This window comes from Herbaspirillum sp. RV1423, from assembly GCF_000577615.1.
Taxonomy (GTDB): Bacteria; Pseudomonadota; Gammaproteobacteria; order Burkholderiales; family Burkholderiaceae_D; genus Herbaspirillum.
Window position 1 is genome coordinate 1 of record NZ_CBXX010000011.1, and the last position, 21707, is coordinate 21707.

Sequence of the window (21707 nt, forward strand, 5' to 3'; positions counted from 1 at the left end):
CCTCCTGCCGTCACAACGAAGGCACCATGCAGAAGATTTCTTTTGACCTGTATCGCATGTCGGTTGTCCTCGCCATAGTTGCCATTCCAGCACTACCCTTCGTTGCCCGCAAACGCAAGCTCTCCTGAAGAAAGCTCTTCGTATGCATGCACCAATCCACCGCCATGCTGACTGCGTGCCCACAATGAACCAGACTGGCCGGACAGTAAAACAGCTTGCCAGGGAAAGCGGCCTGCGCTATGTCAATGACGATACTCCCGGCATCCACCGCACGCGCGGCCACGGAAGTTTCGTCTATACGGACAGCGAAGGCCGGCCTGTCCGCGACGAGGCTGAGATCGCACGCATCGAGGCGCTGGCGATACCTCCCGCCTGGGAGGATGTGTGGATCTGTCCCTGGGCCAACGGCCACATCCAGGCTACCGGACGCGACGCCCGCCAGCGTAAGCAATACCGCTATCACGCACTCTGGCGCAGCGTGCGCGACGAGGTCAAATACCAGCACATGATTGCGTTCGCGCAGGCATTGCCGCAGATACGCACATGCCTGGAACGCGACCTGAAAAAACCAGGCCTGAACAAGCGGAAAATATTGGCAACCGTCGTTTATCTGTTGCAGGCCACGCTCATGCGCATCGGCAACGAAGAGTACGCGCGCAACAACCGATCGTTCGGCATCACCACGCTGAACAACCGCCATGTCAAGGCCGACGGCGCCGACATCAAATTCCATTTTCACGGCAAGAGCGGCGTGCAGCACACCATCAAGCTTCACGATCCCTACATGGTGCGCATCGTGCGCAAGCTGCTCGATCTGCCGGGACAGGAGCTGTTCCAATACGTCGACGAGGCCGGCGAAACGCACGCAATAGACTCAAGCGACGTCAACGACTACTTGCGTGACGTCACGGGTGAGAATTACACCGCCAAGGATTTCCGCACCTGGGCCGGAACCGTGCTGGCTGCATCGGCGCTGGACGAGCCCCGGCAATTCGACTCGCAGGCCGAGGCCAGGAAAAACATCGTGCAGGCGATCGCACACGTGGCCAAGAAACTGGGAAACACGCCGGCAATTTGCCGCAAATGCTACGTGCATCCGGACGTGATTTCAGCGTATCTGGACGGCGTGACCGTGGGCCAACTGAAACAGCAGGCGGACGACAACCCGATCGGCGACATCCATGCGCTGAGTCCGGAAGAAGCGACGGTATTGGCGCTGCTGCAGGAACAGAAGAAAAAGAAGGAAGGAAACAAGAAGAAAAACTGAAGCCCGCCGGCCTTCCGCTGCATGCGCGGAAAGCCGGCGAAGCCGATCATGCTGCGCGCGATTTCTCGAGCTTGGGCAGGAAAGCCGCCAGCAAGCCGATCAGCGGCAGGAAGGCGCAAACCTGATAGACGAAGAAGATATCGGTCATGTCGGCCAGCTTGCCCAGCAACGCGGCGCCGATGCCGCCCATGCCGAAGGCGAAACCGAAGAATAATCCCGACACCGTGCCGACCTTGCCCGGCATCAGTTCCTGCGCAAACACCAGGATCGCCGAAAACGCCGACGCCAGGATCATGCCGATGATCACCGTCAGCACGCCGGTCCAGAACAAATTGGCGTAAGGCAGCATCAGCGTAAACGGCGCCACGCCCAGGATCGACACCCAGATCACCAGCTTGCGGCCGACGCGATCGCCGATCGGGCCGCCGAGCACGGTGCCGATCGCCACCGCGAACAGGAACACGAACAAGTGGATCTGCGCATCCTGCACCGACAACTGGAACTTGCTGATCAGATAAAAGGTGAAATAGCTCGACAGGCTGGCCATGTAAAAGTACTTGGAAAAGATCAGCAGCAACAAAATGCCGACCGCCATGACGACCTTGTTGCGCGGCAGCTCGACATGGCTTGCCGCCTTCTTTTTCGGCTTGGTTTTGCCCGCCAGTTGCTGGCGTTGATACCAGTGACCGATCTGGCGCAGCACGACGATGGCGATCAACGCCGCGATGGTGAACCACGCGATGCTGTGCTGGCCGCCGGGAATGATGATCCACGCCGCCAGCAACGGCCCCATGGCGCTGCCGGCATTGCCGCCGACCTGGAACAGCGATTGGGCCAGGCCGTGACGACCGCCCGAGGCCATGCGCGCCACGCGCGAGGCTTCAGGATGAAAGACCGAGGAACCGGTGCCGACCAGCGCGGCGGCGATCAGCAGCACGGTGAAATTGGGCGCCACCGACAACAGCAGCAAACCGCACAGCGTCGAGCCCATGCCGATGGCCAGCGAATACGGTTTCGGGTGTTTGTCGGTATACAGGCCAACCAGCGGCTGCAGCAGCGAAGCGGTCACCTGGAATGTCAGCGTGATCAGGCCGATCTGGGCGAAGCTCAGATGGAAATTGCCCTTCAACAGCGGATAAATCGCCAGCAGCAGCGACTGAATCATGTCGTTGAGGAAATGCGAAAAACTGATTGCTCCCAATACGCGGAAGCCGGTCTTCTCTGCCGCTTGTTTTTCTATTGCCGGTGGGATCTCCGGAGGGTTAAGCGCTGTCTCCATGATGGCCTGTTTGTCTCTATGTGTGATGGGGAAAGAAAACCGGAATTTTAGACCTTATGCACCGGCTTGTCTTTTTGCGCCCCATTTTGGGGATCGTCTCGAAACTCAACAAGCTTTGCGAAAAGTCAAGTTGTAACGACACCTTCCGGTCAACGCATGCGCCCCTTCGGCCAGCGTGTCGACGCCATGAAACCGCAGCCGCGCCGGGCCGCCCCATACCACCACGTCGCCGCTTTCCAGGCACATGCGCACAGCTTTGTCGGACCGCGCCGCGCCGCCGAACAGAAACGTCGCCGGCAAACCCAGCGAGACTGACACGATAGGCTGATGCATGTCGCTCTCGTTCTTGTCCTGATGCAGCGACATGCGCGCGCCGGGAATATAGCGATTGATCAGGCAAGCATCCGGCCTGAAGCCGCTGAAACCGGCGGCCGTCGCCGCCCTTGCCGCCAGATCGCGAAATACTTCCGGCATGGCCGGCCATGCCACACCCGACAGCGAATCCTCGCGTTGATAGCGATAGCCGCGCCGGTCCGTTACCCAGCCGAACTCGCCGCAATTGCTCATGGCCACCGACATGGTGTAACCACCCGGCGTCTGCATTTGCCGGAACGGCGCCTGCGCGGTCACGTCTTCCAGCGCCTGCAGCAAGGCCGCCGCGCAATCGTCGGCGAAGGCGTGCAACCATGTCGCGCCATCGGCGATGGATTCGCTCGCCGGGACACGTAAGGCGGCGAACAGGTCGCCGCTCATTGCACACTCTCTGTCACGATCGCTTTCACGATCCGCTTTCCCTGTCGAGCAACGCCTTCTTTCGATCGACGCCCCAGCGATAGCCGGACAGCGAACCGTCCATGCGCACCACGCGATGGCAGGGAATCAGCACCGCGATCGCATTCGACGCGCAGGCGCTGGCGACGGCGCGCACCGCACTCGGTTTGCCGATACGTTCGGCAATGTCGGAATAGGTGACACGCGTGCCGGCCGGAATATCCCGCAACGCTTGCCATACGCGCTGCTGGAATGCCGTGCCGCGCACGTCCAGCGGCAGGTTGAGATCGCCTTGCGGCGCGTCGATGAAACCGATCACCCGGGCGATCAGCTTTTCGAATTCGGCATCGCCGCCGACCAGTTCGGCTTGCGGAAACTGGTCCTGCAAATCGCGCACCAGTCGATCGGGATCATCGCCCAGCGTGATGGCGCAGACGCCCTTCTGCGTGGTCGCCACCAGGATCGCACCGAGCCAGCACTGCGCCACGGCAAAATGAATTTGCGCACCGCTGCCGCCGGCACGCCAGGCACTCGGCGTCATGCCCAGCCGGCCGCCGGACTCGGCATAAAAGCGGCCGCTGGAATTGAAGCCGGCCTCGTACATTGCGTCGGTGACGGTGCCTCTTTGCGCCAACTCCTCGCGCAAACGCCGGGCGCGATGCGCAGCGGCATATGCCTTGGGCGTGACGCCGGTTTTTTCTTTGAACACGCGGTGGAAATGGAAACGGCTCATGCCGGCGATCTGCGCCAGTTCATCCAGCGAAGGCAATTCTTCGGCTTGTTCGATGGCGCGGCAAGCCGCGGCAATCACCTGCGCCTGGCGCTCGGCCAATGCCGCTTCGTTCGGCTTGCAACGCTTGCAGGGACGGAATCCGGCGTGCTCGGCTTGCATGCCGGTATCGAAAAACGCGACGTTTTCGCGGCGCGCCTGACGCGAAGGACACGACGGACGGCAATACACGCCGGTCGTGCGCACGGCGTAATAGAAGGCGCCGTCGGCGGTTTTGTCGCGCTGCGTTACCGCTTGCCAGCGCAAGTCGTCCGGACTGGCGGACGCCTTGGAAACCGCTTCGGAGGAAGAGGCATTACGGGTATTCATACTGGACATGATGACACCTTTTAGTTACACGGTCATCGCAGTATAAGAAGCCGACCGCAGCCCGGCACTCCGCGCCTTGCTTTCAAATCCGGCGTTGCAAATCAGGACGAAAACTTGATGCGCTGACGGCTTTGCGCCGGTTGCGTGACATGGTCCAGCGGCAGCACGTGCGAGTGCTTGATCTGTTTCATGGTGATGTTGGACTTGACGTTGGTGACGCCCGGCAGGCGCAGCAAACGCGTCATCATGAATTCGGAAAATGCCGCCAGGTCCGGCGCGACGATGCGCAGGATATAATCGGCTTCGCCGGTGATGGAAAAACATTCCATGATCTCCGGCATGTCCTGCACTGCCTTCTCGAACTGGTCGCCGCGCGTTTCGCCCTGGCGGTCGAGCGTGACGCTGGTGAACGACGTGACGCCAAGCCCGACCACCGCCGGATCAAGCACTGCGGTATAACGCTCGATGACGTGGGCCTCTTCCAGACGCTGCACGCGGCGGCTGATCTGCGATGTCGAAAGGTGCACTTTCTGGCCCAGGGCGCTGTTGGTGATGTGACCGTCGCGCTGCAATTCGGTCAGCAAGGCCAGATCAAACCGGTCTACGGTGATTGCACTCATAATTCCCTTTTTTAGGCACAAATACGAATAATTTGTGCATAATACCGCGAAAAATTTGGATATAACAATCACATTTTGCACTTTTACTGCAATAAACTAGCCTGACATACCACCCAGCACGGAGCGAGTGCAAAGGGTTCACAAGGCGCCGGCCCGCTCCGACCACCAGGAGACCATGATGGGCCAGACCACGCAGATTTCTTCCATTCGCAGCGCCACCGACCTGTTCGACAATCCGATGGGCACCGACGGTTTCGAGTTCGTCGAATATGCCGCACTGGATCCGCTGCCGATTGCCGCCGTGCTGGAATCGATGGGCTTCTCGGCGGTCGCCCGCCACCGCTCCAAGAACGTCACGCTATATCGCCAGGGCCAGATCAATTTCATCCTGAACGCCGAACCGGACAGTAACGCCACCGCGTTCGCCAAGGTCCACGGCGCCTCGGTCAACGCCATGGCGTTCCGCGTCAAGGATGCCGCCGCGGTCTACAAGCGGGCGCTGGAGATGGGCGCCGAAGGCGTGCCCGCCAAGCTCGGCCCGATGGAACTCAACATCCCCGCCATCAAGGGCATCGGCGGCTCGCTGCTGTACTTGGTGGACCGCTACGGCGAGCGCGGCTCGATCTACGACATCGACTTCGAATTCTTCCCCAACGTCGAGCGCCATCCGGTGGGCGTCGGTCTGACCTATATCGATCACCTGACCCACAACGTGATGCGGGGCGCGATGGATACCTGGTCGTCGTTCTATGAGCGCCTGTTCAATTTCCGCGAGATCAAGTACTTCGACATCGAAGGCAAGCTGACCGGCCTGAAGTCGCGCGCTATGACCAGCCCGTGCGGCAAGATCCGCATTCCGATCAACGAAAGCGCGGACGACAAATCGCAGATCGAGGAATTCATCAAGCAGTACAACGGCGAAGGCATCCAGCACATTGCGCTGGGCACCGACGACATCTACAACACCGTGCGCACGCTGTATCAGCGCAAGGTGCCGCTGCAAGACACGATCGACACGTATTACGATCTGGTGGAGCGCCGCATTCCCGGCCACAAGGAAGACCTGCAGGCGCTGCGCCAACTGAAGATCCTGATCGACGGCGCGCCGACCGAAGGCCAGGGCCTGCTGCTGCAGATCTTCACGCAGACGCTGATCGGACCGATCTTCTTCGAGATCATCCAGCGCAAGGGCAACGACGGCTTCGGCGAAGGCAATTTCAAGGCCTTGTTCGAATCGATCGAGCTGGATCAGATCCGCCGCGGTGTGATCTGAGCGGAAAGCGGAAGACACAGGGGCGCTTCGCCGTGGAAGACATTTTGCCGGCGACGACCTGTAGCGCCTGCACGGCGCTGCAATTCACGTCTTGTTGTTTTTCTCGGCCACCAGCGCCGCCATGGCAGCGGCGTCCGGCCGTTCCAGGCTGCGCAAACCGTCGATCACGCCCGCGCGATTTTGCGCCGGCTGGTTCTGGCTGACCTTCCATTTTCCGACCAGTCTTGTGATGACGATTTCGATGCCGACCACCGCGCCCAGCATCTTGTCGATGTAATCCGCAGGCGCATCTTCGATCGACCACGGCTGCGGCATGGAGGATTCATGACGCGCGGTCAGGCGCTTCAGCAAGCCGCGCAGCCACTCGGCATCATCAATGACGCGCAGCGGACCGGCAGCATGCACGACTGCATAGTTCCATGTCGGCACGACCTTGCCGTGTTCTTTTTTGGTCGAATACCACGACGGCGAGATGTAGCTGTCGGCGCTCTGGAAGATTGCGAGCACTTCGGTCGCTTGCACATATTCCCGCCAGAGCGGATTGGCGCGTGCGACATGGCCGCGCAACACGCCATGTTCGCCCTCATCAGGGCTCAGCAACAATGGGATATGGTCGGCATTCAGGCCGACCGGCGTCAGCGTAGTCAATGTCGACAAGGGATTTTCCTGCATCAGGCGATGCAGGGCGTTGCGGTCCGGTTCGGCAAAATGGCTGGGTAGGTACATGTGTTTACCTCGATGTGATCGGCTTGATGCTCGCTCGAAGCTGCTGGATAGCTGCTTCGCTCAAGTGATCTACTGTAACCGGCCCTGCCGGTTTTTTATAGCGGGCAAAACATTCGACAATGCCGGCCGCTCGTTGTGAAAAACTTGACAACGCGCGGCCGGAAATGTGATTTAAGCGCGGCCTAAATACGCTTTACGCACGACATATTTTCGCAGCCAAAGCTGACCGGCTAGACGATTGTAATCGGAGGTTTGTTTTTTCCATATTTGATATATCCCCCTGTCCAGCCGCCGTTAGCATCGTCCGAATATCGCATCATCTCGAGTTTCGTCTTTTGCGGAGACTCTCCCACAAAACAGCGCAGGTCTGATTCAATACTAGTGGCGTTTGCGCCAGAAGAAATTGGCAGAGAAAATAAGCACCGAGGATTACGATAATAAGTTTCATTTGGAGATGTGTGCCGGAACATCAATTTCGTCAAACGCTACGATCATCCGCAAGCGGAGTACATCCGATTATCTTTATTACGTCCCTAATCGCAGCAGAAGTGTTTGTTTTTTTCTGTTGAAGAAGTTCGTTGATTGAGTCGTTTTGCTTGCACTTATAAAATCCGTCTTTTGCAATTTTCACCAGTTGATAGGACGAAGTGAAAACTTTCTTAGGATCTTCAACGTCATATCTATACGTAGCATAATAATCGCTACCAATCTTGGTTATGATCGGCCTCCAAATTTTATTACAATTGGGGTATTCCATTTCCTCCGGCGACATTATCTCCAATAGGTTACTTTGGTTTTTTCTGTCAACAAGTGAGCAGGTCGGGGTACTTTGATCTTTCTTTATAAAGTGGTAAGCATTAGGCGTGTAAATGTCGTTCGTAATTTTTTCTGCATCTATTTTATGAATCACTTCACCGGCAATATTTTCACCTATCTTCAGGCTGTCAGAAATAGCAAAATTTGACGCAAAACATAGGAGAAATAAAACAAAGAATTTCATACACCTGCCTTTAATAAAAATTCTATGGTCATTCGCGTACGATGTAACTCGGGTCAGCCAGTCGATTTTATGTCAAAATTTTGTTTGTCGATAACCCACCCGCGCCCGTTTTTGCATTGCATCTCAGTGTGCAGATATACCTTCATGACAACGTCTCTCAAGGGAATACAAGCATCGCCTGCTGCTAGCGTGAACAGAATTTTCTCTTCCGTGTCGCTCTGAGATGCGTACACGGGGGTGCTTCGGGTTGCCACCCATACTTGATGCATTTTGTTCGAACAAGCTGACATGAGGACTCCCGTTGCGATGGCAATGAGCCGCTTCATGGGGTTTTCTCAGGTTGGGCTGTCCGTTCAGTCGCCATGCGCTGCATCTCCTCGAAGACTGCATAGCATGCCCGAATGTTATCTAGGCCGAACCGTACCCGGCAAAAGCCGGAAAGTTTTTCCAGCGTTTCTGGGGATAGCGTGGAAAAAGGTTCAACATCGCATTCGCCGCAGACTGCGGGATTACGATAAATAACCTGAAGACTTGGCATCTGCTTAGCGAAGAACTCGTAATCAGTGCGATGCTCACGAGGTGTCTCTTCGATGCCAAGAAAGAGCCATACAGTCATAACCAGAAGTAATGCCAGCGTGATGGACAACAACCGTTGGCTCATTTTGGGCCTCCCAGCTTCAGGTCGTTGCGCAACATATTCACCAGAATCATCCCGTACGCGCCAGGACAGGCTCTGCCTTCATGAGTCGCCAAACGCTGGTATTCTCGATGACCACCAAGACTGGTGATGGGAAAATAGGTCCGGAGTGCTTTCACCAAAGCGAAGAGCGCCTTTATTTGCACTTCTGGCGGCTCATCGGTCACGACATCCACCTTATCCGGAACCCAATCGAAAATTCCTCTCATCTTTCCAAGCAAGGACTTTTCGTGGTATTCCTCCTTGTACGCTTCGCCGTGTACGCTCAGGTCTGCCAGCATGACGATACCGATCACGCCTGTATTGCCTACCGCGATATGTGCCCCTTTGTTTCGAATATCGAGTGCTTCGTAGATCAATCCATCGCAGCCTATTGCATAGTGATAGCTGAGATGGCCGAATTTCTCGAAGTCAATGCGTTCCGCTTTTCGTAACTGCTCTGCGCTGTCCGCTTCACACGAAAAGCTGTTGCCCGCATGGTGGATCGCAATGCCGTGATAGTCCCAGTCGCGTTTCGGACTTCCGGGTGGTTCTTTCGCTTTCCACTGGGCACGGGTTTCAACGGTATAGCCTTCTCGCCGAAGCGACACGATGATCGCTTGCCGGGTGGCGGCTTTGTGATTGACCTTCACCTGCACGGTATTGACCGCAACAGCCCGTTTGGCTTTGATGACGGCCCAAGTGTCAAAGGTGCCCGTCTTGAGATCCTCGTTGCGAATGTCGCTCATGCTGCCAAGTCCTCTCGATCAATGGTTTCACCCTTGGGAGACTTGAACATGAAGTGGATGCCGATCTGTTCAGGCCGTGCGGTTTCGATGACCTCCGTGAAGCCCTCTCGATCCGTGACACCACCATGCTGAGCGCCGTTCTCGCGCATCAGGATGTAGGCGCACTTGGGCATAGGGTCGCCCGTCTCGGGATCGAGCGCTTGAAACCGGATCGCGTGAGTCTCGTCGTCACCAAGTGTTGAGCCAAAAAATTGCGAGGTTGGGGCGGTGGCAGCTACGTTCCGAGCCGCCCCGCCGCCCTGATAGGCGACTTCTTCGGCGGTCATCATCTGCCAATCACTATCCTGATAAGCGATCAGTTTTGGCGCCGGCCTGCAATCACAAACACATATATCGTCATTGAGGGCGGGACGCTTTCCCATCCAGTCGTCATTTAGACGCGCGCCTTGTCCAACGACCGTGCCGGTCTTCTTACACGCCGGGCAGTAGACCTTATCGTCAAGCATGATGTACTTGCGACCATGCCAGGTAGAGTGGTCTTGCGACGCTATCGGCGTCCCGCCAGATGAGGTCTTGTCACCTTCGAAAATGTAGAAGCGCTTCATCCCTGCAAGGCTTCCAAAGGAGGCGGTACGTATCCCTCTTCGAGGAAACCGGGGATGGGTGGCATGCCTGCTCGGATAACGATGCCGTAGCCTTTCTGGTTACTGGTTTCGATTCCGTCGCCATTGCTGACATGGCTACCCTCTACGGCAAGGCATTTTCCGTCATATATCGATGCAGCGCCCGCGCCTGAGGTGATGAAGGCAATTTCCCCGTTTGGATAGCGCACCTCATCGCCAACTAACGCCACCGAAATACCATTAATTGTTCGACCTGAGGTGGCTGTATGAACTACGCCGCCATTCTTGGTTTTTGAACCTAAAGTTATAAAATTATGTGTGCTAATGATGGGTAACGCTTTTATTCGCTGATTTTCTTCAATCCACCAAATCGCGTTTAGATCAGTTACTTCGATTCCGTCGTATAGCATACGAGCCCCTCAGCCTTGAGTTGTCAAATTAGCATGTTAGCCATATAAAAGTTTCCAGCAAACCCCTATGCTGTCCGGTTAAAACAAAAAAAGCGCCGCTGCGAAGTTATTCGGAGCGGCGCCTCTTATTTTTACGACTCTTTTCACTTCAAAAATCGAAGCTGATTAAGCTTAACTGAATGGCATTACCGGCAAGTCCCTTTTTTTCCTGTAGACAAGGTCAGTTTATTATAGATACAGCCCTTAATTCTTAAGCATGGCCCAGGTAGGCTTTACGCACGGCGTCGTTGGCCAGCAGGTTGGCGCCGGTGTCGGCCAGCACGACATGGCCGTTTTCCAGCACGTAGCCGCGGTCGGCCACGCCCAGCGCCTTGTTGGCGTTTTGCTCGACCAGGAACACCGTGACGCCGTTGTCGCGGATGGTGCGGATGATCTCGAAGATCTGCGCAATCACCAGCGGCGCCAGGCCCAGCGTCGGTTCATCCAGCAACAGCAGGCGCGGCTTGCTCATCAGCGCACGGCCGATGGCCAGCATCTGCTGTTCGCCGCCGGACATGGTGCCGGCGCGCTGGTGTGCGCGCTCCTTCAAACGCGGGAACAAGCCGAAGACATGTTCGATGCCCTGCTCGATCTCCTCGTTCTTTGCAAAGAACGCGCCCATCTTGAGGTTTTCGAGCACGGTCAGGCTCGGGAAAACACGCCGGCCTTCCGGCGAAATCGCCATGCCCATGCGCATGATTTCATGGGTCGAACGCCGGGTAATGTCCTCGCCCTCAAAAACGATCTTGCCGCTCGAGGCGCGCGGCTTGCCGCACAAGGTCATGAGCAAGGTGGTCTTGCCGGCGCCGTTGGCGCCGATCAGCGTGACGATCTCGCCCTTCTCCACATTCAGCGATACGCCATGCAGCGCCTCGATGGCGCCGTAATGAGTGTGCACCTGTTCAAACTGCAACATCACTCTTCTCCCAGGTAGGCTTTGATCACGCGCTCGTCGTTGCGCACTTGGTCCGGCGTGCCGGTGACGATGGGCTTGCCGTGCTCCATCACCAGGATGCGGTCGGAGATGCCCATGATCAGGCTCATGTCGTGTTCGATCAGCAACACGGCGACGCCGTGTTCGCGGCGCAGCTTGTCGATCAGTTGCTGCAGCTCCTGCTTCTCTTGCGGATTGAGGCCGGCGGCCGGTTCGTCGAGCAGCAGCAGGCGCGGCCTGGTGATCATGCAGCGCGCGATCTCGACGCGGCGTTGCAAGCCATACGATAAGGTGCCGGCTTCGCGGTTGGCCAGCGCCGTCAGGCCGAGCTGGTCGAGCCAGTAGACAGCGCGATCGAGCGCATCCTTTTCGGAACGACGATATCCCGGCAGCTTGAGCAGGCCCGATACCAGGTTGTTGTTGAGCTGGTTGTGCTGAGCCACCAGCAGGTTTTCAACCACGGTCAGGGTCTTGAACAGGCGGATGTTCTGGAAAGTCCGCACCAGGCCTTGCTGCGCCACTACATGGCTAGGCTTGCGCGCAATCGACGCGCCGCCCAGGCTGATGTCGCCGCTGGTCGGCTGATAGAAGCCGCTGATGCAGTTGAACACCGTGGTCTTGCCGGCGCCGTTGGGACCGATGATGGCGAAGACCTCCTTGTCCATCACCGACAGCGACACGCTGTCGACCGCCAGCAGGCCGCCGAAACGCATCGACAGGCCGGAGACTTCCAGCAAAGTATTGTTTGTCGTCATCGCCGTCATTTTGGCAACTCCACATGAGGACGCGTCGCCGGCAGCAAGCCTTGCGGACGCCACATCATCATCAGCACCATCACCAGGCCGAAAATCAGCATGCGGTATTCGGCGAAGCTGCGCGCGATTTCCGGCAGCACGGTCAGCAGGATCGCCGCCAGGATCACACCCAGTTGCGAGCCCATGCCGCCCAGCACCACGATCGCCAGGATCAGCGCCGATTCGATGAAGGTGAAGGATTCCGGATTCACCAGGCCCTGGCGCGCGGCAAAGAAGCTGCCGGCAAGACCGGCGAACGCCGCGCCCAGCGTAAACGCCGACAGCTTGATCTTGGTCGGATTGATGCCCAGCGAACGGCAGGCGATCTCGTCATCGCGCAAGGCTTCCCAGGCGCGCCCCATCGGCATGCGGATCAGGCGGCTGGTCACGAAATACGTGAACAGCACCAGCAGCAAGGCAAGGAAATACAGGAAGATCACCATGTGCCCGCCCTGATAGGTCAGGCCCAGCATTTCATGGAAGGTGGTGCCGCCCTCGACGCTGGCGCTGCGCGCCATTTCGATGCCAAACACGGTCGGTTTCGGGATGCCCGACACGCCGTCCGGACCGCCGGTCAGCGAGGTCATGTTGTTGAGCAGCAGGCGGATGATTTCGCCGAAGCCCAGCGTGACGATGGCCAGGTAGTCGCCGCGCAGGCGCAGCACCGGGAAGCCCAGGACGAAGCCGAACAGCGCCGACATGCCGGCCGCAATCGGCAGGCACTCCCAGAACGTGAAACCGAAGTACTGATTCAGCAAGGCATAGGTATAGCCGCCAACCGCGTAGAAACCGACATATCCCAGGTCGAGCAGGCCGGCGAAACCGACCACGATATTCAGGCCGAGGCCGAGGATCACGTAGATCAGCGCCAGCGTCGCCACGTCGACATTGCCGCGCGAACCGAAGAACGGCCACACCAGCGCGACTGCCAGCAGCACCAGCAAGCCGTAGCGCTGTTGGCGCGGCTGCAACTGCGGCAATGCGGGCAGGTGGATCTTCTTGGCGCTGCGCGCCAGGAACGGCTTGATCAGTTGGAACACGAACACCGCCAGCACCGCAATCAGCACCGGCGTCCAGTGCGCGTTGAGGACCACGCGATAGCCTTCGAGCTTCAATTGCAGGCCCAGCATCGGCGTGGTCAGGATGGCGGTCAGGATCGCCGCCGCCACGGCGTTTTTGAGTGTAATCGGCATCAGACTTTCTCCACGTCCGGTTTGCCCAGCAAACCTGTCGGGCGGAACAAGAGGATCAGCACCAGCAAGGCGAAGGACACCACGTCCTTGTATTCGGCCGGCAGGTAACCTGCGGCAAAGGTCTCGGCCAGCCCCAGCAGCACGCCGCCCAGCATGGCGCCGGGAATGCTGCCGATGCCGCCCAGCACGGCCGCAGTAAACGCCTTGATGCCGGCGATGAAGCCGATATACGGATTGAGCTTGCCGATGGTCAGCGCAATCAGCACGCCGCCGACCGCCGCCAGCATCGCGCCGAGCACGAAGGTGAAGGAAATCACGCGATTAGTGTCGATGCCGAGCAGGTTGGCCATGCCCATGTCTTCAGCGCAGGCGCGGCAGGCGCGACCCATGCGCGAACGCGCGATGAACAGCGTCAGGCACACCATCAGCAGCAAGGTGACGCTGACGATGATCATGCGCGAATAGGGAATCGTTACCGTGAAATCGCTGCCCATCTGGAACTCGACGGCGCCGGAAATCAGCACCGGCACCGACATGTCGCGCGAGCCCTGGCCAATCTGCACGTAGTTCTGCAGGAAGATCGACATGCCGATAGCCGAAATCAACGGCACCAGGCGCGGCCCGCCGCGCAGCGGCCGGTAAGCCACGCGCTCGACCGTCCAACCGTACAAGCCGGTGACCACCACCGAAACGATCAGCGCGGCGCCCAGCAACAGCGGCAAGGGATAGCCCGCCTGCACGCCGATAGCGGTGAGCGTCACCAGGCCGACGTAGGAACCGATCATGTAAATTTCGCCATGCGCGAAATTGATCATGCCGATGATGCCGTAGACCATGGTGTAGCCGATGGCGATCAATGCATAGATCGCGCCCAGACTCAGCCCGTTGACGAGCTGCTGGGTCAGTTGAGGGAGCAGTTCATTCATAGGAAACCCGGCAAATATAGATGTGCAAATGCCCCATTCTTACCGCAATGGGGCATTTGCATGGGACGTCAGTGAGGACGACTACTGCAAGCCGATGAAAAAATTACTTGGCTTCAGTCTTCGTTGCGTCTTTGTGCCAGGTGAACACGACGAACTTGAACGACTTCAGGTCGCCCTTCTTGTCATATTCGATGGTACCGATCGGTGTCTTGAAGGAATTGGCATGGATGTACGCGGCAACCTTGGTCGGGTCGGTCGACTTGGTGGCGGTGATCGCATCGGCAATCACCTTCACGCCCGAATAGGCAGGCATCTGGAACGGACCGTTTGGATCGCGCTTTTGTGCGGCGAAAGCCTTGACCAGCGCGGCATTGGCGGGATCGGCGGCGAAGTCGGCCGGCAGCGTCACCAGCATGCCTTCGGAAGCAGGACCGGCAATCGCGGTGATGTCCTTGTTGCCCACGCCTTCAGGCCCCATGAACACGGCCTTGACGCCTTGCTCGCGCGCCTGGCGCATGATCAGGCCCATTTCCGGATGGTAGCCGCCGAAGTAGACGAAGTCGACGCCTTGCGATTTCAGCTTGGTGATGACGGCGGAATAATCGCTGTCGCCGGCGTTCACGCCTTCAAACACGACAACAGGAATCTTCGCCGCATCCAGGCCGGCCTTGACCGAAGTCGCCACGCCCTGGCCGTAGGATTGCTTGTCGTGCAGCACGGCAGCCTTCTTCGGCTTCAGCTTTTCGATCACGTATTTGGCGGCGGCGGGACCTTGCTGGTCATCGCGGCCGATGGTGCGGAAGATGAACTTGTGCGGCTTGGCTTCAGTCAGTTGAGGCGCCGTCGCCGAAGGCGTGATCATGACCACGCCTTCGTTTTCATAAATGTCGGAAGCCGGAATGGTCGAGCCCGAGCAGACGTGGCCGATGACGAACTTGATGCCTTCGCTGACGATCTTGTTGGCGACCGCGACAGCTTGTTTCGGCTCACAGGCGTCGTCCATCAGGACCGCTTCGAACTTGTTGCCGCCAGCGCCGCCGGCGGCATTGATTTGTTCAATTGCCGTCAGTGCGCCGGCCTTGACCATATCGCCGTACTGGGCGACGGCGCCAGTCATCGGGCCGGCAATCGCGATCTTCACAGTTTCTGCCCGGGCCATGCCGGCAAAGGAAACGACGGATGCGGCAACACCAACAGCCAGGGCAATTTTTGTCAGACGGTTCAAGGATTTCATTGAATTTCCTCCAATTATTTATTGATTCAGGTAATAACGCGACCAAGCCACATTATCAACAAGATTCCTCATTTTTACCGATGTTTGGAATCATGGGTCAGGAGTGTAACATTTTCGTCATATCCGACATCTTTTTTTAAATTTTTGTCGTTTTACCCAATTTTTGCCCGAAAAATCAACCCCTTCCTGCACTTTTTGTCCACGGAAAAGAAACTCGCGCCACAAAAAAATGCCACCTTTCTTGCGACAAGGCGGCGTCGGCGGCAAAAACATGACAACCCTGCTCAGAACTGCGCCCATTCCTCATCGTCATTGTTCCTGGGCGGCGCCAGCTTGGGCGCTGTCTGTCCCTTCAGCGCGGCCGCGCGCGGCGAAATGTCCACCATCTGCTGCTTGAGCGGGTTGATCGGTTTGGCCGTGCCGGGCGCCTGCAATTGCTCCTGCTCGATCTTGAAAATGCCGACAATCCCGGACAATTTGCCGGCCTGGTCCTGCAAGGATTGCGCCGCCGCCGCGGCTTCCTCCACCAACGCCGCATTCTGTTGCGTGACCTGATCCATCTGCGTGATGGCCTGATTGACCTGCTCGATACCGGCGCTCTGCTCCTGGCTGGCGGCGGTAATCTCGCTGACGATGTCGGTCACGCGTTTCACGCTGGCCACCACTTCAGTCATGGTCTGGCCGGCCTGCGCGACCAGCTTGCTGCCCGAACCGACCTTGTCGACCGAATCGTCGATCAGCCCCTTGATTTCTTTCGCGGCGGACGCCGAACGCTGCGCCAGACTGCGCACCTCCGACGCCACCACCGCAAATCCCCGTCCCTGCTCGCCGGCGCGTGCGGCTTCCACCGCGGCGTTCAATGCCAGGATGTTGGTCTGGAAGGCAATCCCGTCGATCACGCTGATGATGTCGACGATTTTCTTCGACGAGTCGTTGATGGCGCCCATGGTGTCGACCACCTTCCCGACCACGCTGCCACCCTGGATCGCCACTTCGGAAGCGGAAACCGCCAGTTGATTGGCTTGGCGCGCATTGTCGGCGTTCTGCTTGACGGTTGAGGTCAGCTCTTCCATCGACGAGGCGGTTTCCTCCAGAGAACTGGCTTGCTCCTCGGTGCGGCTGGACAGATCGGAATTGCCGGTCGCGATCTGGGTGGAGGCCGTGGCGATCATGTCGGTCCCCGTCCTGACCTGTGAAACGATGTTCAGCAGGCTATCGTTCATCGCCTTGAGCGCCTGCATCAACTGACCGGTTTCATCTTTCGATTGCACGTCGATGTGTGCAGTCAGATCTCCCTCGGCAACGCGCCTGGCGACCTCGACGGCCACATTCAACGGGCGTGAGACAATTCTTGCAATCCAGAAAGCCAGCAGCATTCCCAGGATAATGCTGCCCGCCAGCAAGCCCACGATCCAGATGCGTGAACTCTCATACATCGAAATGGCGGCCTCATCGGCCTTGGCGCTGCCGGCTTCGCTGATTTCCCCCATGCGATCGAGCTGATCGTTGATGAGCCGGTACAGCCTGGTCGAATCGCCGCGCACCAGTTCGCGCGCTTCATCGACTTTCTTGACGCGCGACAGACCCAGCACCTTCGCGTTTTCGGCCAGATACATATTGAAATTCTTCTTGAATTCGGTATACGCTTTTTTCTCTTCCGGTTCTGAAACCAAACTGAGATACTTGGCATCAAACTCCTTGAACTGCGTCAACTGGGCTGCAATCGCGCGTTCGTAAAAACCGAAATCCTGATCGTTGTCCGACAAGATATGCTGCAACTCCGAAGCCCGGATCCGGCTCAACGCGGCTTTCATCTGCAACGCGGAACGCATGCTCGGCATCCAGTTGGTGCTGATGTCCGTCGAGGCCTGACTCACGCGGGACAGTTGAGCAATGGAAAAAACACCGAGAATCGCCGTCAGGATAAGCACGCCAACAACCGAAATGACCAGCTTGTTCGCTATTCTCAAGTTATAGAACCATTTCATGATCACTCTTTCTCATTCTTGTTAATGGGAATTGCAAAATTGATGGCACTCGCACTCATGCTGAACAAGCCGCTGCATGACGTTCAGGACCGGCATCCCTTCATGCCTGTCTGATGTCTCGCCGCGCGACGTCACGTCTTTATCTGCACCGCGTTTCCTTTCTGTCTGATTTGTGCGTCTGGTCCTGTCTGTCGGTATAAAAAATAAAAAAACGTTCACACAGCGCACTCCTGGCGACTGACATAGCAAGAATATTCTCAAATGGAATATTCCAATTTGGAATATAGCATAACCATATGCTCTACACACCTCGATACGAAGCGTTACGCCTGCAATTGCAAGCCGTGCGAATAAAGGCGCAACTGACCCAGACCGATCTTGCGCAGAAAATGCGCAAGACGCAGTCGTACATATCGAAAGTGGAAAATGGCGAACGCTACGTCGACGTCATGGAATTCATCGATTGGTGCGAGATTTGCCAGGAGCCTCCCAATCGCATCCTGCAGAAGATTCTGAAATCCCCCAAAAGCTAGCAACCAACTGGCAACGGAAGACGCATATGGACATGCGGATTCCTTCCTTCTCCCGCGACAACCGATATGCAAACATGGCCCTACCCTTTGCAGGGTGTTTGCCTATACATATCATCGGGAGAAAAAATGCATCGCTGGTCAATCAATGTGCTGGCCGTTTTGCTGGCATTGAGCCTCAATACGGCATCGGCTCAGGACAAGACAAAAATCAAGGTGGGCGTCTCGGTCGGCAATGCCGAGCAGACGTTTGAAGTCGTGAAGAAAGTCGCCGCACGCGACGGCCTGGACATCCAGATCGTCACCTTCAGCGACTACTTGCAGCCCAACGAAGCGCTGGCCGCAGGCGACCTGGATGCCAACGCTTTCCAGCACAAGCCTTTCCTCGACAGTCAGATCAAGGCGCGCGGCTACAAGATCGTGCCGGTCGGGCTGACCATCACGGCGCCGCTGGGCATCTATTCGAAAAAGTACAAATCTGTGGATCAATTGCCGCAAGGCGCGAGCATCGGCATCCAGAACGATCCCTCCAACGGCAATCGCGCCTTGTTGCTGCTGCAAAAATACGGCCTGATCAAACTGAAGCCGGGTGTCGGTGAAAACGGCGTCAATGCCACGCCGCTCGACATCATCGAAAACCCGAAGAAACTGAAGCTGGTGGAACTGGACGCCGCGCAACTGCCGCGTTCGCTCGACGACCTGGCGGCGGCATCGATCAATAACGACTATGCTGAGAAGGCCGGCCTGTCGCTGAAGCGCGACACAATCGCCGTCGAAGACGCCAAAAGCCGCTATGCCAACCTGATCGCCACACGCACCGAAGACAAGGACAAACCCTGGGTCAAGAAACTGGTCAAGGCATATCAATCCCCTGAAGTGCGCAGTTTCATCGAGACCGAATTCAAGGGGTCGCTGGTGCCGGCCTTCTGAAGCGGGTTATCCATAAAAAAAACCCGCAGACATAGTCCTGCGGGTCAAAATCCCTTTCAAGAGGGAGGTTGAAGGAACAGTTCAACCATTTTTAGGATTCCCTCGTGCGAACAAAGTTCGCATTTATTCCAAACACATCCACAATATTTTTGAGGTGCCTGAAGCGCCCGTATGCAGGGTCTTTCCCTGTATCGTTTCCTTAGGGCTTCTTGTCGGTATTCGTACTGCTGTCAGCCGGGGGTGTCGCTGGCGGGGTTGCGTTGCTGCCGGCGTCCGGTGCTGGCGGCGGCGCAATGGCTGGCGGGCTGGGCACGGCCGGCGCCGGCGCGGCGCTCGATGAATCGCTGGCGGCGGGTGTTGACGGCGCCTCATCGCGCTTGTTGCAACCGGCCAGAAGGGCCGTGAACATGACCGAAGCTAACACTGCGTGGCGTACTAACATAGATGCCTCCAAGAGTTGTTGAACACGAATGGGTACGACAAGTACCTCCACAAATTTAGATACCCTCGTCTTCAATCGTTCCCGCCACAAAGGTAGCGTCTTGTAGGAGAATGACGCATCTTTGCGTAAGTATTCGCGACGAAATCTTTCGATAATTTCCTGTCCGCCATCGCATGCCGCTGCCATTCCCTCATTTTCCAAAGATCATTTTCCCCGCCATGGCGGCACTGATGTCCTGCACCGGCGCAGCGGCCGGCGTTGCGCCGTTGACACCGCAGCAATGTGCACGGATGCAAGAAACCAAGGTGCTCAGCGCGGAGAATCCGGCACCCTGTGCGCGTCTGGCGCAAGTCTCGTTCCGTTATCGCGATTTCCAGGGCAAGCTGCACGATGATGGGCGCGTCGTCGTCCTCGACGCCGTCGCGCCGCAGGTGCAAGACATCTTCGACGAACTGCTGGCGCGCGGATTTCCGTTGCAGATGGCGCAACCGCTGGAGGCGTACCGGGGCGACGACGAAGCCTCGATGCGGGACAACAATACCTCGGCATTCAACGGCCGTCCGATGACCGGCGGCGGCGCATGGTCCAAGCATGCCTATGGCGTCGCGATCGACATCAATCCCTTGCAGAATCCTTATATCGGCAAGAATGCCGCGCAAGACACCGTCGTGCTGCCGCCTGCGGCAAATCCGGATTACGTGACGCGCAAGCCTCGGCCGGGCATGGCGGAAGCAGTGCGGGATGTCTTCTTCCGGCACGGCTTCCTGGTCTGGGGGGGGTACTGGAAACAGCCGATCGACTACCAGCACTTCGAAATCGGCAGCCGCGATTTCATCAAGCGCCTGCTTGATCTGCCGACCGCCGCCGCACGCGCCGAATTCCGGTCTTATGCCGAGGCTTATCGCGCTTGCCTGAAGCGTGACGATATAACCGCCCTGCCCGGCTTGTCCGTGCGGCAAAAAGCCTGCGCCGGACGAAACAAGCGCTGAACCGACGCTACTCCAATAGAACGCGCAACGCTTCCGTTCGCACGGCGCCATCGGCGTCGCCCCGCACCAGCGCAGCGCCGCGCTGATACAGGTACTGCTTTGCCGACGCCTGCGGCAACAATGGCCGCACCTGATTCAACGCCGCAATCAGCAAGGGCGTGAGCCGATCCAGTTCGGGACGAATATCGCGCGCCAGATCGGGAGGATTGGCGAAACGCGCATGCGCTTCCCGCCGCCATTGCGCGTGCAGGGTCAGTTGAATGATCTTTCCGGCATCGAATTGCGCCTGGAAGAAGCGGCGCATGAACGCCTTGTCGGCGTCGCCGGCATCTTGCAGCGATGCCGTGAGATCGTCCAGGATCTGCCGCTCGCGTACGGGGTCATTGATCGGCGCGCCGGAGTTCCACTTCGACTGCGCCACCTTCGCCGCCACATCCAGGCGCTGATCGATGAGCGTCAGCAGATGATCGATTTTCTGCCGGTCGGCGACGCCCGGCTTCGCCGGCATGGACTGGCAAGCCGCCAATATCAGCGACAATGCGAGAGCCTGCATCAGGCCGGCGATCCACGGCAAGCAACGAAAAGAGGTCATCGTTTTCTCTTTCACTTTCAGGAAACAGGAAGCCGCCATTGGAACATAAAACTGGCTAACGTCGCTTTCCGTGCGAACAGGAAAGGCCTGCCGTCGGCTTCACTCTCCCGAAATCGAGTTTGAGATTTTTCCTATATTGTCCGGCGCCGGGACTGCGGACAATGCATGGCATGTTCATTCAACCCGCCAATGCCGTCATGCAATTCCTTTTTTTGATCTGGCCGATACTGCTGCTGCCGGTCCTCGTCGCCTGGCTGACCCGCCCGGACGCGCCTTCCACACCTCCGGCACCGCGCCCGCAGCGCCGCCCCGGAACCGCCGCGCCTACCGCAACGCAACGCGCACAGATACCATCGACGGCCGCTCGCCAGCGAGCCGATCGCGCATACAAAGAGATGCAGCAACTGGCCGCCGACGAACGTCGCCGCGAATCGCCTGCATATCGCCGGGCCGCGCAGTCCGCCTATGAGGAAATGCTTGCGTTGGCGGCGGAAGACGAGGCGTAGTTGCGAAGAAAAGACGCCAGCATGTCATGAACGTAAAGCTGTGTAAGTTTCACGGCACGCCATCAACCGCTCCGATTTCCTCGCCTATACTGGCCTCGCTGGAACCGACCACGAACT

Annotated in this window: 24 protein-coding genes; 6 read left to right on the forward strand and 18 right to left on the reverse strand. The window is 57.8% G+C overall.

The window, feature by feature from the left end; all coding sequences use genetic code 11:
- Positions 1-184: 184 nt before the first annotated feature.
- On the forward strand, positions 185-1267 hold the full coding sequence (locus tag RV1423_RS12570) for a DNA topoisomerase IB (protein WP_034296987.1): 1083 nt from the start codon (positions 185-187) through the stop codon (positions 1265-1267).
- Between the two features lie 46 nt (positions 1268-1313).
- Here RV1423_RS12570 and RV1423_RS12575 read toward each other — a convergent pair whose 3' ends face one another.
- The 4 genes from RV1423_RS12575 to RV1423_RS12590 all read right to left on the reverse strand — a co-directional run bounded on the left by RV1423_RS12575 (position 1314) and on the right by RV1423_RS12590 (position 5036).
- Entirely contained in the window at positions 1314-2546 is a 1233-nt protein-coding gene (locus tag RV1423_RS12575) for an MFS transporter (protein WP_034296989.1), read from the reverse strand.
- 105 nt (positions 2547-2651) lie between these two features.
- Complete coding sequence (gene alkB / locus RV1423_RS12580; protein WP_034296991.1) at positions 2652-3299, reverse strand: DNA oxidative demethylase AlkB; 648 nt, start codon at positions 3297-3299, stop codon at positions 2652-2654.
- 25 nt (positions 3300-3324) lie between these two features.
- Positions 3325-4425, reverse strand: a complete 1101-nt coding sequence (ada, locus tag RV1423_RS12585) for a bifunctional DNA-binding transcriptional regulator/O6-methylguanine-DNA methyltransferase Ada (protein WP_081768808.1) — start codon at positions 4423-4425, stop codon at positions 3325-3327.
- A 92-nt stretch (positions 4426-4517) separates the two neighbouring features.
- Positions 4518-5036: an Lrp/AsnC family transcriptional regulator gene (locus RV1423_RS12590; protein WP_034296994.1), complete on the reverse strand. Its 519-nt coding sequence runs from the start codon at positions 5034-5036 to the stop codon at positions 4518-4520.
- Between the two features lie 178 nt (positions 5037-5214).
- Here RV1423_RS12590 and hppD point away from each other — a divergent pair, with 178 nt between their 5' ends.
- A complete protein-coding gene (hppD, locus tag RV1423_RS12595) occupies positions 5215-6309 on the forward strand; it encodes a 4-hydroxyphenylpyruvate dioxygenase (protein WP_034296995.1) in 1095 nt (364 codons plus the stop codon).
- Positions 6310-6393: 84 nt separating this feature from the next.
- Here the strand turns inward: hppD and RV1423_RS12600 are convergent, their stop codons facing one another.
- From RV1423_RS12600 to RV1423_RS12660, 12 genes are all read right to left on the reverse strand, one after another.
- On the reverse strand, positions 6394-7035 hold the full coding sequence (locus RV1423_RS12600) for an FMN-binding negative transcriptional regulator (protein WP_034296997.1): 642 nt from the start codon (positions 7033-7035) through the stop codon (positions 6394-6396).
- A 478-nt stretch (positions 7036-7513) separates the two neighbouring features.
- Positions 7514-8035 (reverse strand): hypothetical protein, encoded by a 522-nt coding sequence (locus RV1423_RS12605; RefSeq protein WP_034296998.1) that lies wholly within the window; start codon positions 8033-8035, stop codon positions 7514-7516.
- A 322-nt stretch (positions 8036-8357) separates the two neighbouring features.
- Entirely contained in the window at positions 8358-8696 is a 339-nt protein-coding gene (locus RV1423_RS12615) for a hypothetical protein (RefSeq protein ID WP_034297002.1), read from the reverse strand.
- A complete protein-coding gene (locus tag RV1423_RS12620) occupies positions 8693-9460 on the reverse strand; it encodes a peptidoglycan recognition family protein (protein ID WP_034297004.1) in 768 nt (255 codons plus the stop codon). The genes RV1423_RS12615 and RV1423_RS12620 overlap by 4 nt, the downstream gene beginning before the upstream one ends.
- The gene (locus RV1423_RS28545; protein ID WP_051516658.1) at positions 9457-10065 is read right to left on the reverse strand and encodes a PAAR domain-containing protein; all 609 of its coding nucleotides are present in this window, start codon (positions 10063-10065) and stop codon (positions 9457-9459) included. Before RV1423_RS28545 ends, RV1423_RS12620 begins: the two co-directional genes overlap by 4 nt.
- Positions 10062-10493, reverse strand: coding sequence for a PAAR domain-containing protein (locus RV1423_RS12630; RefSeq protein WP_081768809.1), 432 nt, complete (start codon positions 10491-10493; stop codon positions 10062-10064). Before RV1423_RS12630 ends, RV1423_RS28545 begins: the two co-directional genes overlap by 4 nt.
- A 250-nt stretch (positions 10494-10743) precedes the next feature.
- Positions 10744-11448 carry an ABC transporter ATP-binding protein gene (locus RV1423_RS12635; protein ID WP_034297006.1) on the reverse strand — a complete coding sequence of 235 codons (705 nt, stop codon included), beginning with the start codon at positions 11446-11448 and terminating at the stop codon, positions 10744-10746.
- The gene (gene livG / locus RV1423_RS12640) at positions 11448-12221 is read right to left on the reverse strand and encodes a high-affinity branched-chain amino acid ABC transporter ATP-binding protein LivG (protein ID WP_034297247.1); all 774 of its coding nucleotides are present in this window, start codon (positions 12219-12221) and stop codon (positions 11448-11450) included. The genes RV1423_RS12635 and livG overlap by 1 nt, the downstream gene beginning before the upstream one ends.
- A 5-nt stretch (positions 12222-12226) precedes the next feature.
- A complete protein-coding gene (locus RV1423_RS12645; RefSeq protein ID WP_034297008.1) occupies positions 12227-13453 on the reverse strand; it encodes a high-affinity branched-chain amino acid ABC transporter permease LivM in 1227 nt (408 codons plus the stop codon).
- Complete coding sequence (gene livH / locus RV1423_RS12650; protein WP_034297009.1) at positions 13453-14379, reverse strand: high-affinity branched-chain amino acid ABC transporter permease LivH; 927 nt, start codon at positions 14377-14379, stop codon at positions 13453-13455. Before livH ends, RV1423_RS12645 begins: the two co-directional genes overlap by 1 nt.
- A 103-nt stretch (positions 14380-14482) precedes the next feature.
- Positions 14483-15613 carry a branched-chain amino acid ABC transporter substrate-binding protein gene (locus tag RV1423_RS12655; RefSeq protein ID WP_034297012.1) on the reverse strand — a complete coding sequence of 377 codons (1131 nt, stop codon included), beginning with the start codon at positions 15611-15613 and terminating at the stop codon, positions 14483-14485.
- A 284-nt stretch (positions 15614-15897) separates the two neighbouring features.
- Complete coding sequence (locus RV1423_RS12660; protein ID WP_034297014.1) at positions 15898-17601, reverse strand: methyl-accepting chemotaxis protein; 1704 nt, start codon at positions 17599-17601, stop codon at positions 15898-15900.
- 296 nt (positions 17602-17897) lie between these two features.
- Between RV1423_RS12660 and RV1423_RS12665 the strand changes: the two genes are divergently transcribed.
- On the forward strand, positions 17898-18134 hold the full coding sequence (locus tag RV1423_RS12665; protein WP_034297017.1) for a helix-turn-helix transcriptional regulator: 237 nt from the start codon (positions 17898-17900) through the stop codon (positions 18132-18134).
- Positions 18135-18260: 126 nt separating this feature from the next.
- On the forward strand, positions 18261-19061 hold the full coding sequence (locus RV1423_RS12670) for a MetQ/NlpA family ABC transporter substrate-binding protein (protein WP_034297020.1): 801 nt from the start codon (positions 18261-18263) through the stop codon (positions 19059-19061).
- 199 nt (positions 19062-19260) lie between these two features.
- Here RV1423_RS12670 and RV1423_RS12675 read toward each other — a convergent pair whose 3' ends face one another.
- Entirely contained in the window at positions 19261-19503 is a 243-nt protein-coding gene (locus tag RV1423_RS12675; RefSeq protein WP_034297249.1) for a hypothetical protein, read from the reverse strand.
- A gap of 218 nt (positions 19504-19721) precedes the next feature.
- On the opposite strand from RV1423_RS12675, the gene RV1423_RS12680 reads away from it, so the two are divergent.
- Positions 19722-20492 (forward strand): M15 family metallopeptidase, encoded by a 771-nt coding sequence (locus RV1423_RS12680; protein ID WP_231502242.1) that lies wholly within the window; start codon positions 19722-19724, stop codon positions 20490-20492.
- A gap of 7 nt (positions 20493-20499) precedes the next feature.
- Here RV1423_RS12680 and aroQ read toward each other — a convergent pair whose 3' ends face one another.
- A complete protein-coding gene (aroQ, locus tag RV1423_RS12685) occupies positions 20500-21084 on the reverse strand; it encodes a gamma subclass chorismate mutase AroQ (protein WP_034297253.1) in 585 nt (194 codons plus the stop codon).
- Between the two features lie 161 nt (positions 21085-21245).
- Between aroQ and RV1423_RS12690 the strand changes: the two genes are divergently transcribed.
- Positions 21246-21590, forward strand: a complete 345-nt coding sequence (locus RV1423_RS12690; RefSeq protein ID WP_155835098.1) for a hypothetical protein — start codon at positions 21246-21248, stop codon at positions 21588-21590.
- Positions 21591-21707: the final 117 nt, after the last annotated feature.

What these genes read in the sequence shown, in the direction of transcription:
- aroQ (WP_034297253.1), bottom strand. Translation starts at nt 21,084, where the DNA reads ATGACCTCTTTTCGTTGCTTGCCGTGGATCGCCGGCCTGATGCAGGCT.
- RV1423_RS12680 (WP_231502242.1), top strand. Translation starts at nt 19,722, where the DNA reads ATGGCGGCACTGATGTCCTGCACCGGCGCAGCGGCCGGCGTTGCGCCG.
- RV1423_RS28545 (WP_051516658.1), bottom strand. Translation starts at nt 10,065, where the DNA reads ATGAAGCGCTTCTACATTTTCGAAGGTGACAAGACCTCATCTGGCGGG.
- alkB (WP_034296991.1), bottom strand. Translation starts at nt 3,299, where the DNA reads ATGAGCGGCGACCTGTTCGCCGCCTTACGTGTCCCGGCGAGCGAATCC.
- RV1423_RS12675 (WP_034297249.1), bottom strand. Translation starts at nt 19,503, where the DNA reads ATGTTAGTACGCCACGCAGTGTTAGCTTCGGTCATGTTCACGGCCCTT.
- RV1423_RS12570 (WP_034296987.1), top strand. Translation starts at nt 185, where the DNA reads ATGAACCAGACTGGCCGGACAGTAAAACAGCTTGCCAGGGAAAGCGGC.
- RV1423_RS12645 (WP_034297008.1), bottom strand. Translation starts at nt 13,453, where the DNA reads ATGCCGATTACACTCAAAAACGCCGTGGCGGCGGCGATCCTGACCGCC.
- RV1423_RS12600 (WP_034296997.1), bottom strand. Translation starts at nt 7,035, where the DNA reads ATGTACCTACCCAGCCATTTTGCCGAACCGGACCGCAACGCCCTGCAT.
- ada (WP_081768808.1), bottom strand. Translation starts at nt 4,425, where the DNA reads ATGTCCAGTATGAATACCCGTAATGCCTCTTCCTCCGAAGCGGTTTCC.
- RV1423_RS12620 (WP_034297004.1), bottom strand. Translation starts at nt 9,460, where the DNA reads ATGAGCGACATTCGCAACGAGGATCTCAAGACGGGCACCTTTGACACT.
- RV1423_RS12655 (WP_034297012.1), bottom strand. Translation starts at nt 15,613, where the DNA reads ATGAAATCCTTGAACCGTCTGACAAAAATTGCCCTGGCTGTTGGTGTT.
- RV1423_RS12590 (WP_034296994.1), bottom strand. Translation starts at nt 5,036, where the DNA reads ATGAGTGCAATCACCGTAGACCGGTTTGATCTGGCCTTGCTGACCGAA.
- RV1423_RS12615 (WP_034297002.1), bottom strand. Translation starts at nt 8,696, where the DNA reads ATGAGCCAACGGTTGTTGTCCATCACGCTGGCATTACTTCTGGTTATG.
- RV1423_RS12630 (WP_081768809.1), bottom strand. Translation starts at nt 10,493, where the DNA reads ATGCTATACGACGGAATCGAAGTAACTGATCTAAACGCGATTTGGTGG.
- livG (WP_034297247.1), bottom strand. Translation starts at nt 12,221, where the DNA reads ATGACGACAAACAATACTTTGCTGGAAGTCTCCGGCCTGTCGATGCGT.
- RV1423_RS12605 (WP_034296998.1), bottom strand. Translation starts at nt 8,035, where the DNA reads ATGAAATTCTTTGTTTTATTTCTCCTATGTTTTGCGTCAAATTTTGCT.
- RV1423_RS12660 (WP_034297014.1), bottom strand. Translation starts at nt 17,601, where the DNA reads ATGAAATGGTTCTATAACTTGAGAATAGCGAACAAGCTGGTCATTTCG.
- RV1423_RS12575 (WP_034296989.1), bottom strand. Translation starts at nt 2,546, where the DNA reads ATGGAGACAGCGCTTAACCCTCCGGAGATCCCACCGGCAATAGAAAAA.
- livH (WP_034297009.1), bottom strand. Translation starts at nt 14,379, where the DNA reads ATGAATGAACTGCTCCCTCAACTGACCCAGCAGCTCGTCAACGGGCTG.
- RV1423_RS12665 (WP_034297017.1), top strand. Translation starts at nt 17,898, where the DNA reads ATGCTCTACACACCTCGATACGAAGCGTTACGCCTGCAATTGCAAGCC.
- RV1423_RS12670 (WP_034297020.1), top strand. Translation starts at nt 18,261, where the DNA reads ATGCATCGCTGGTCAATCAATGTGCTGGCCGTTTTGCTGGCATTGAGC.
- hppD (WP_034296995.1), top strand. Translation starts at nt 5,215, where the DNA reads ATGGGCCAGACCACGCAGATTTCTTCCATTCGCAGCGCCACCGACCTG.
- RV1423_RS12690 (WP_155835098.1), top strand. Translation starts at nt 21,246, where the DNA reads ATGCATGGCATGTTCATTCAACCCGCCAATGCCGTCATGCAATTCCTT.
- RV1423_RS12635 (WP_034297006.1), bottom strand. Translation starts at nt 11,448, where the DNA reads ATGTTGCAGTTTGAACAGGTGCACACTCATTACGGCGCCATCGAGGCG.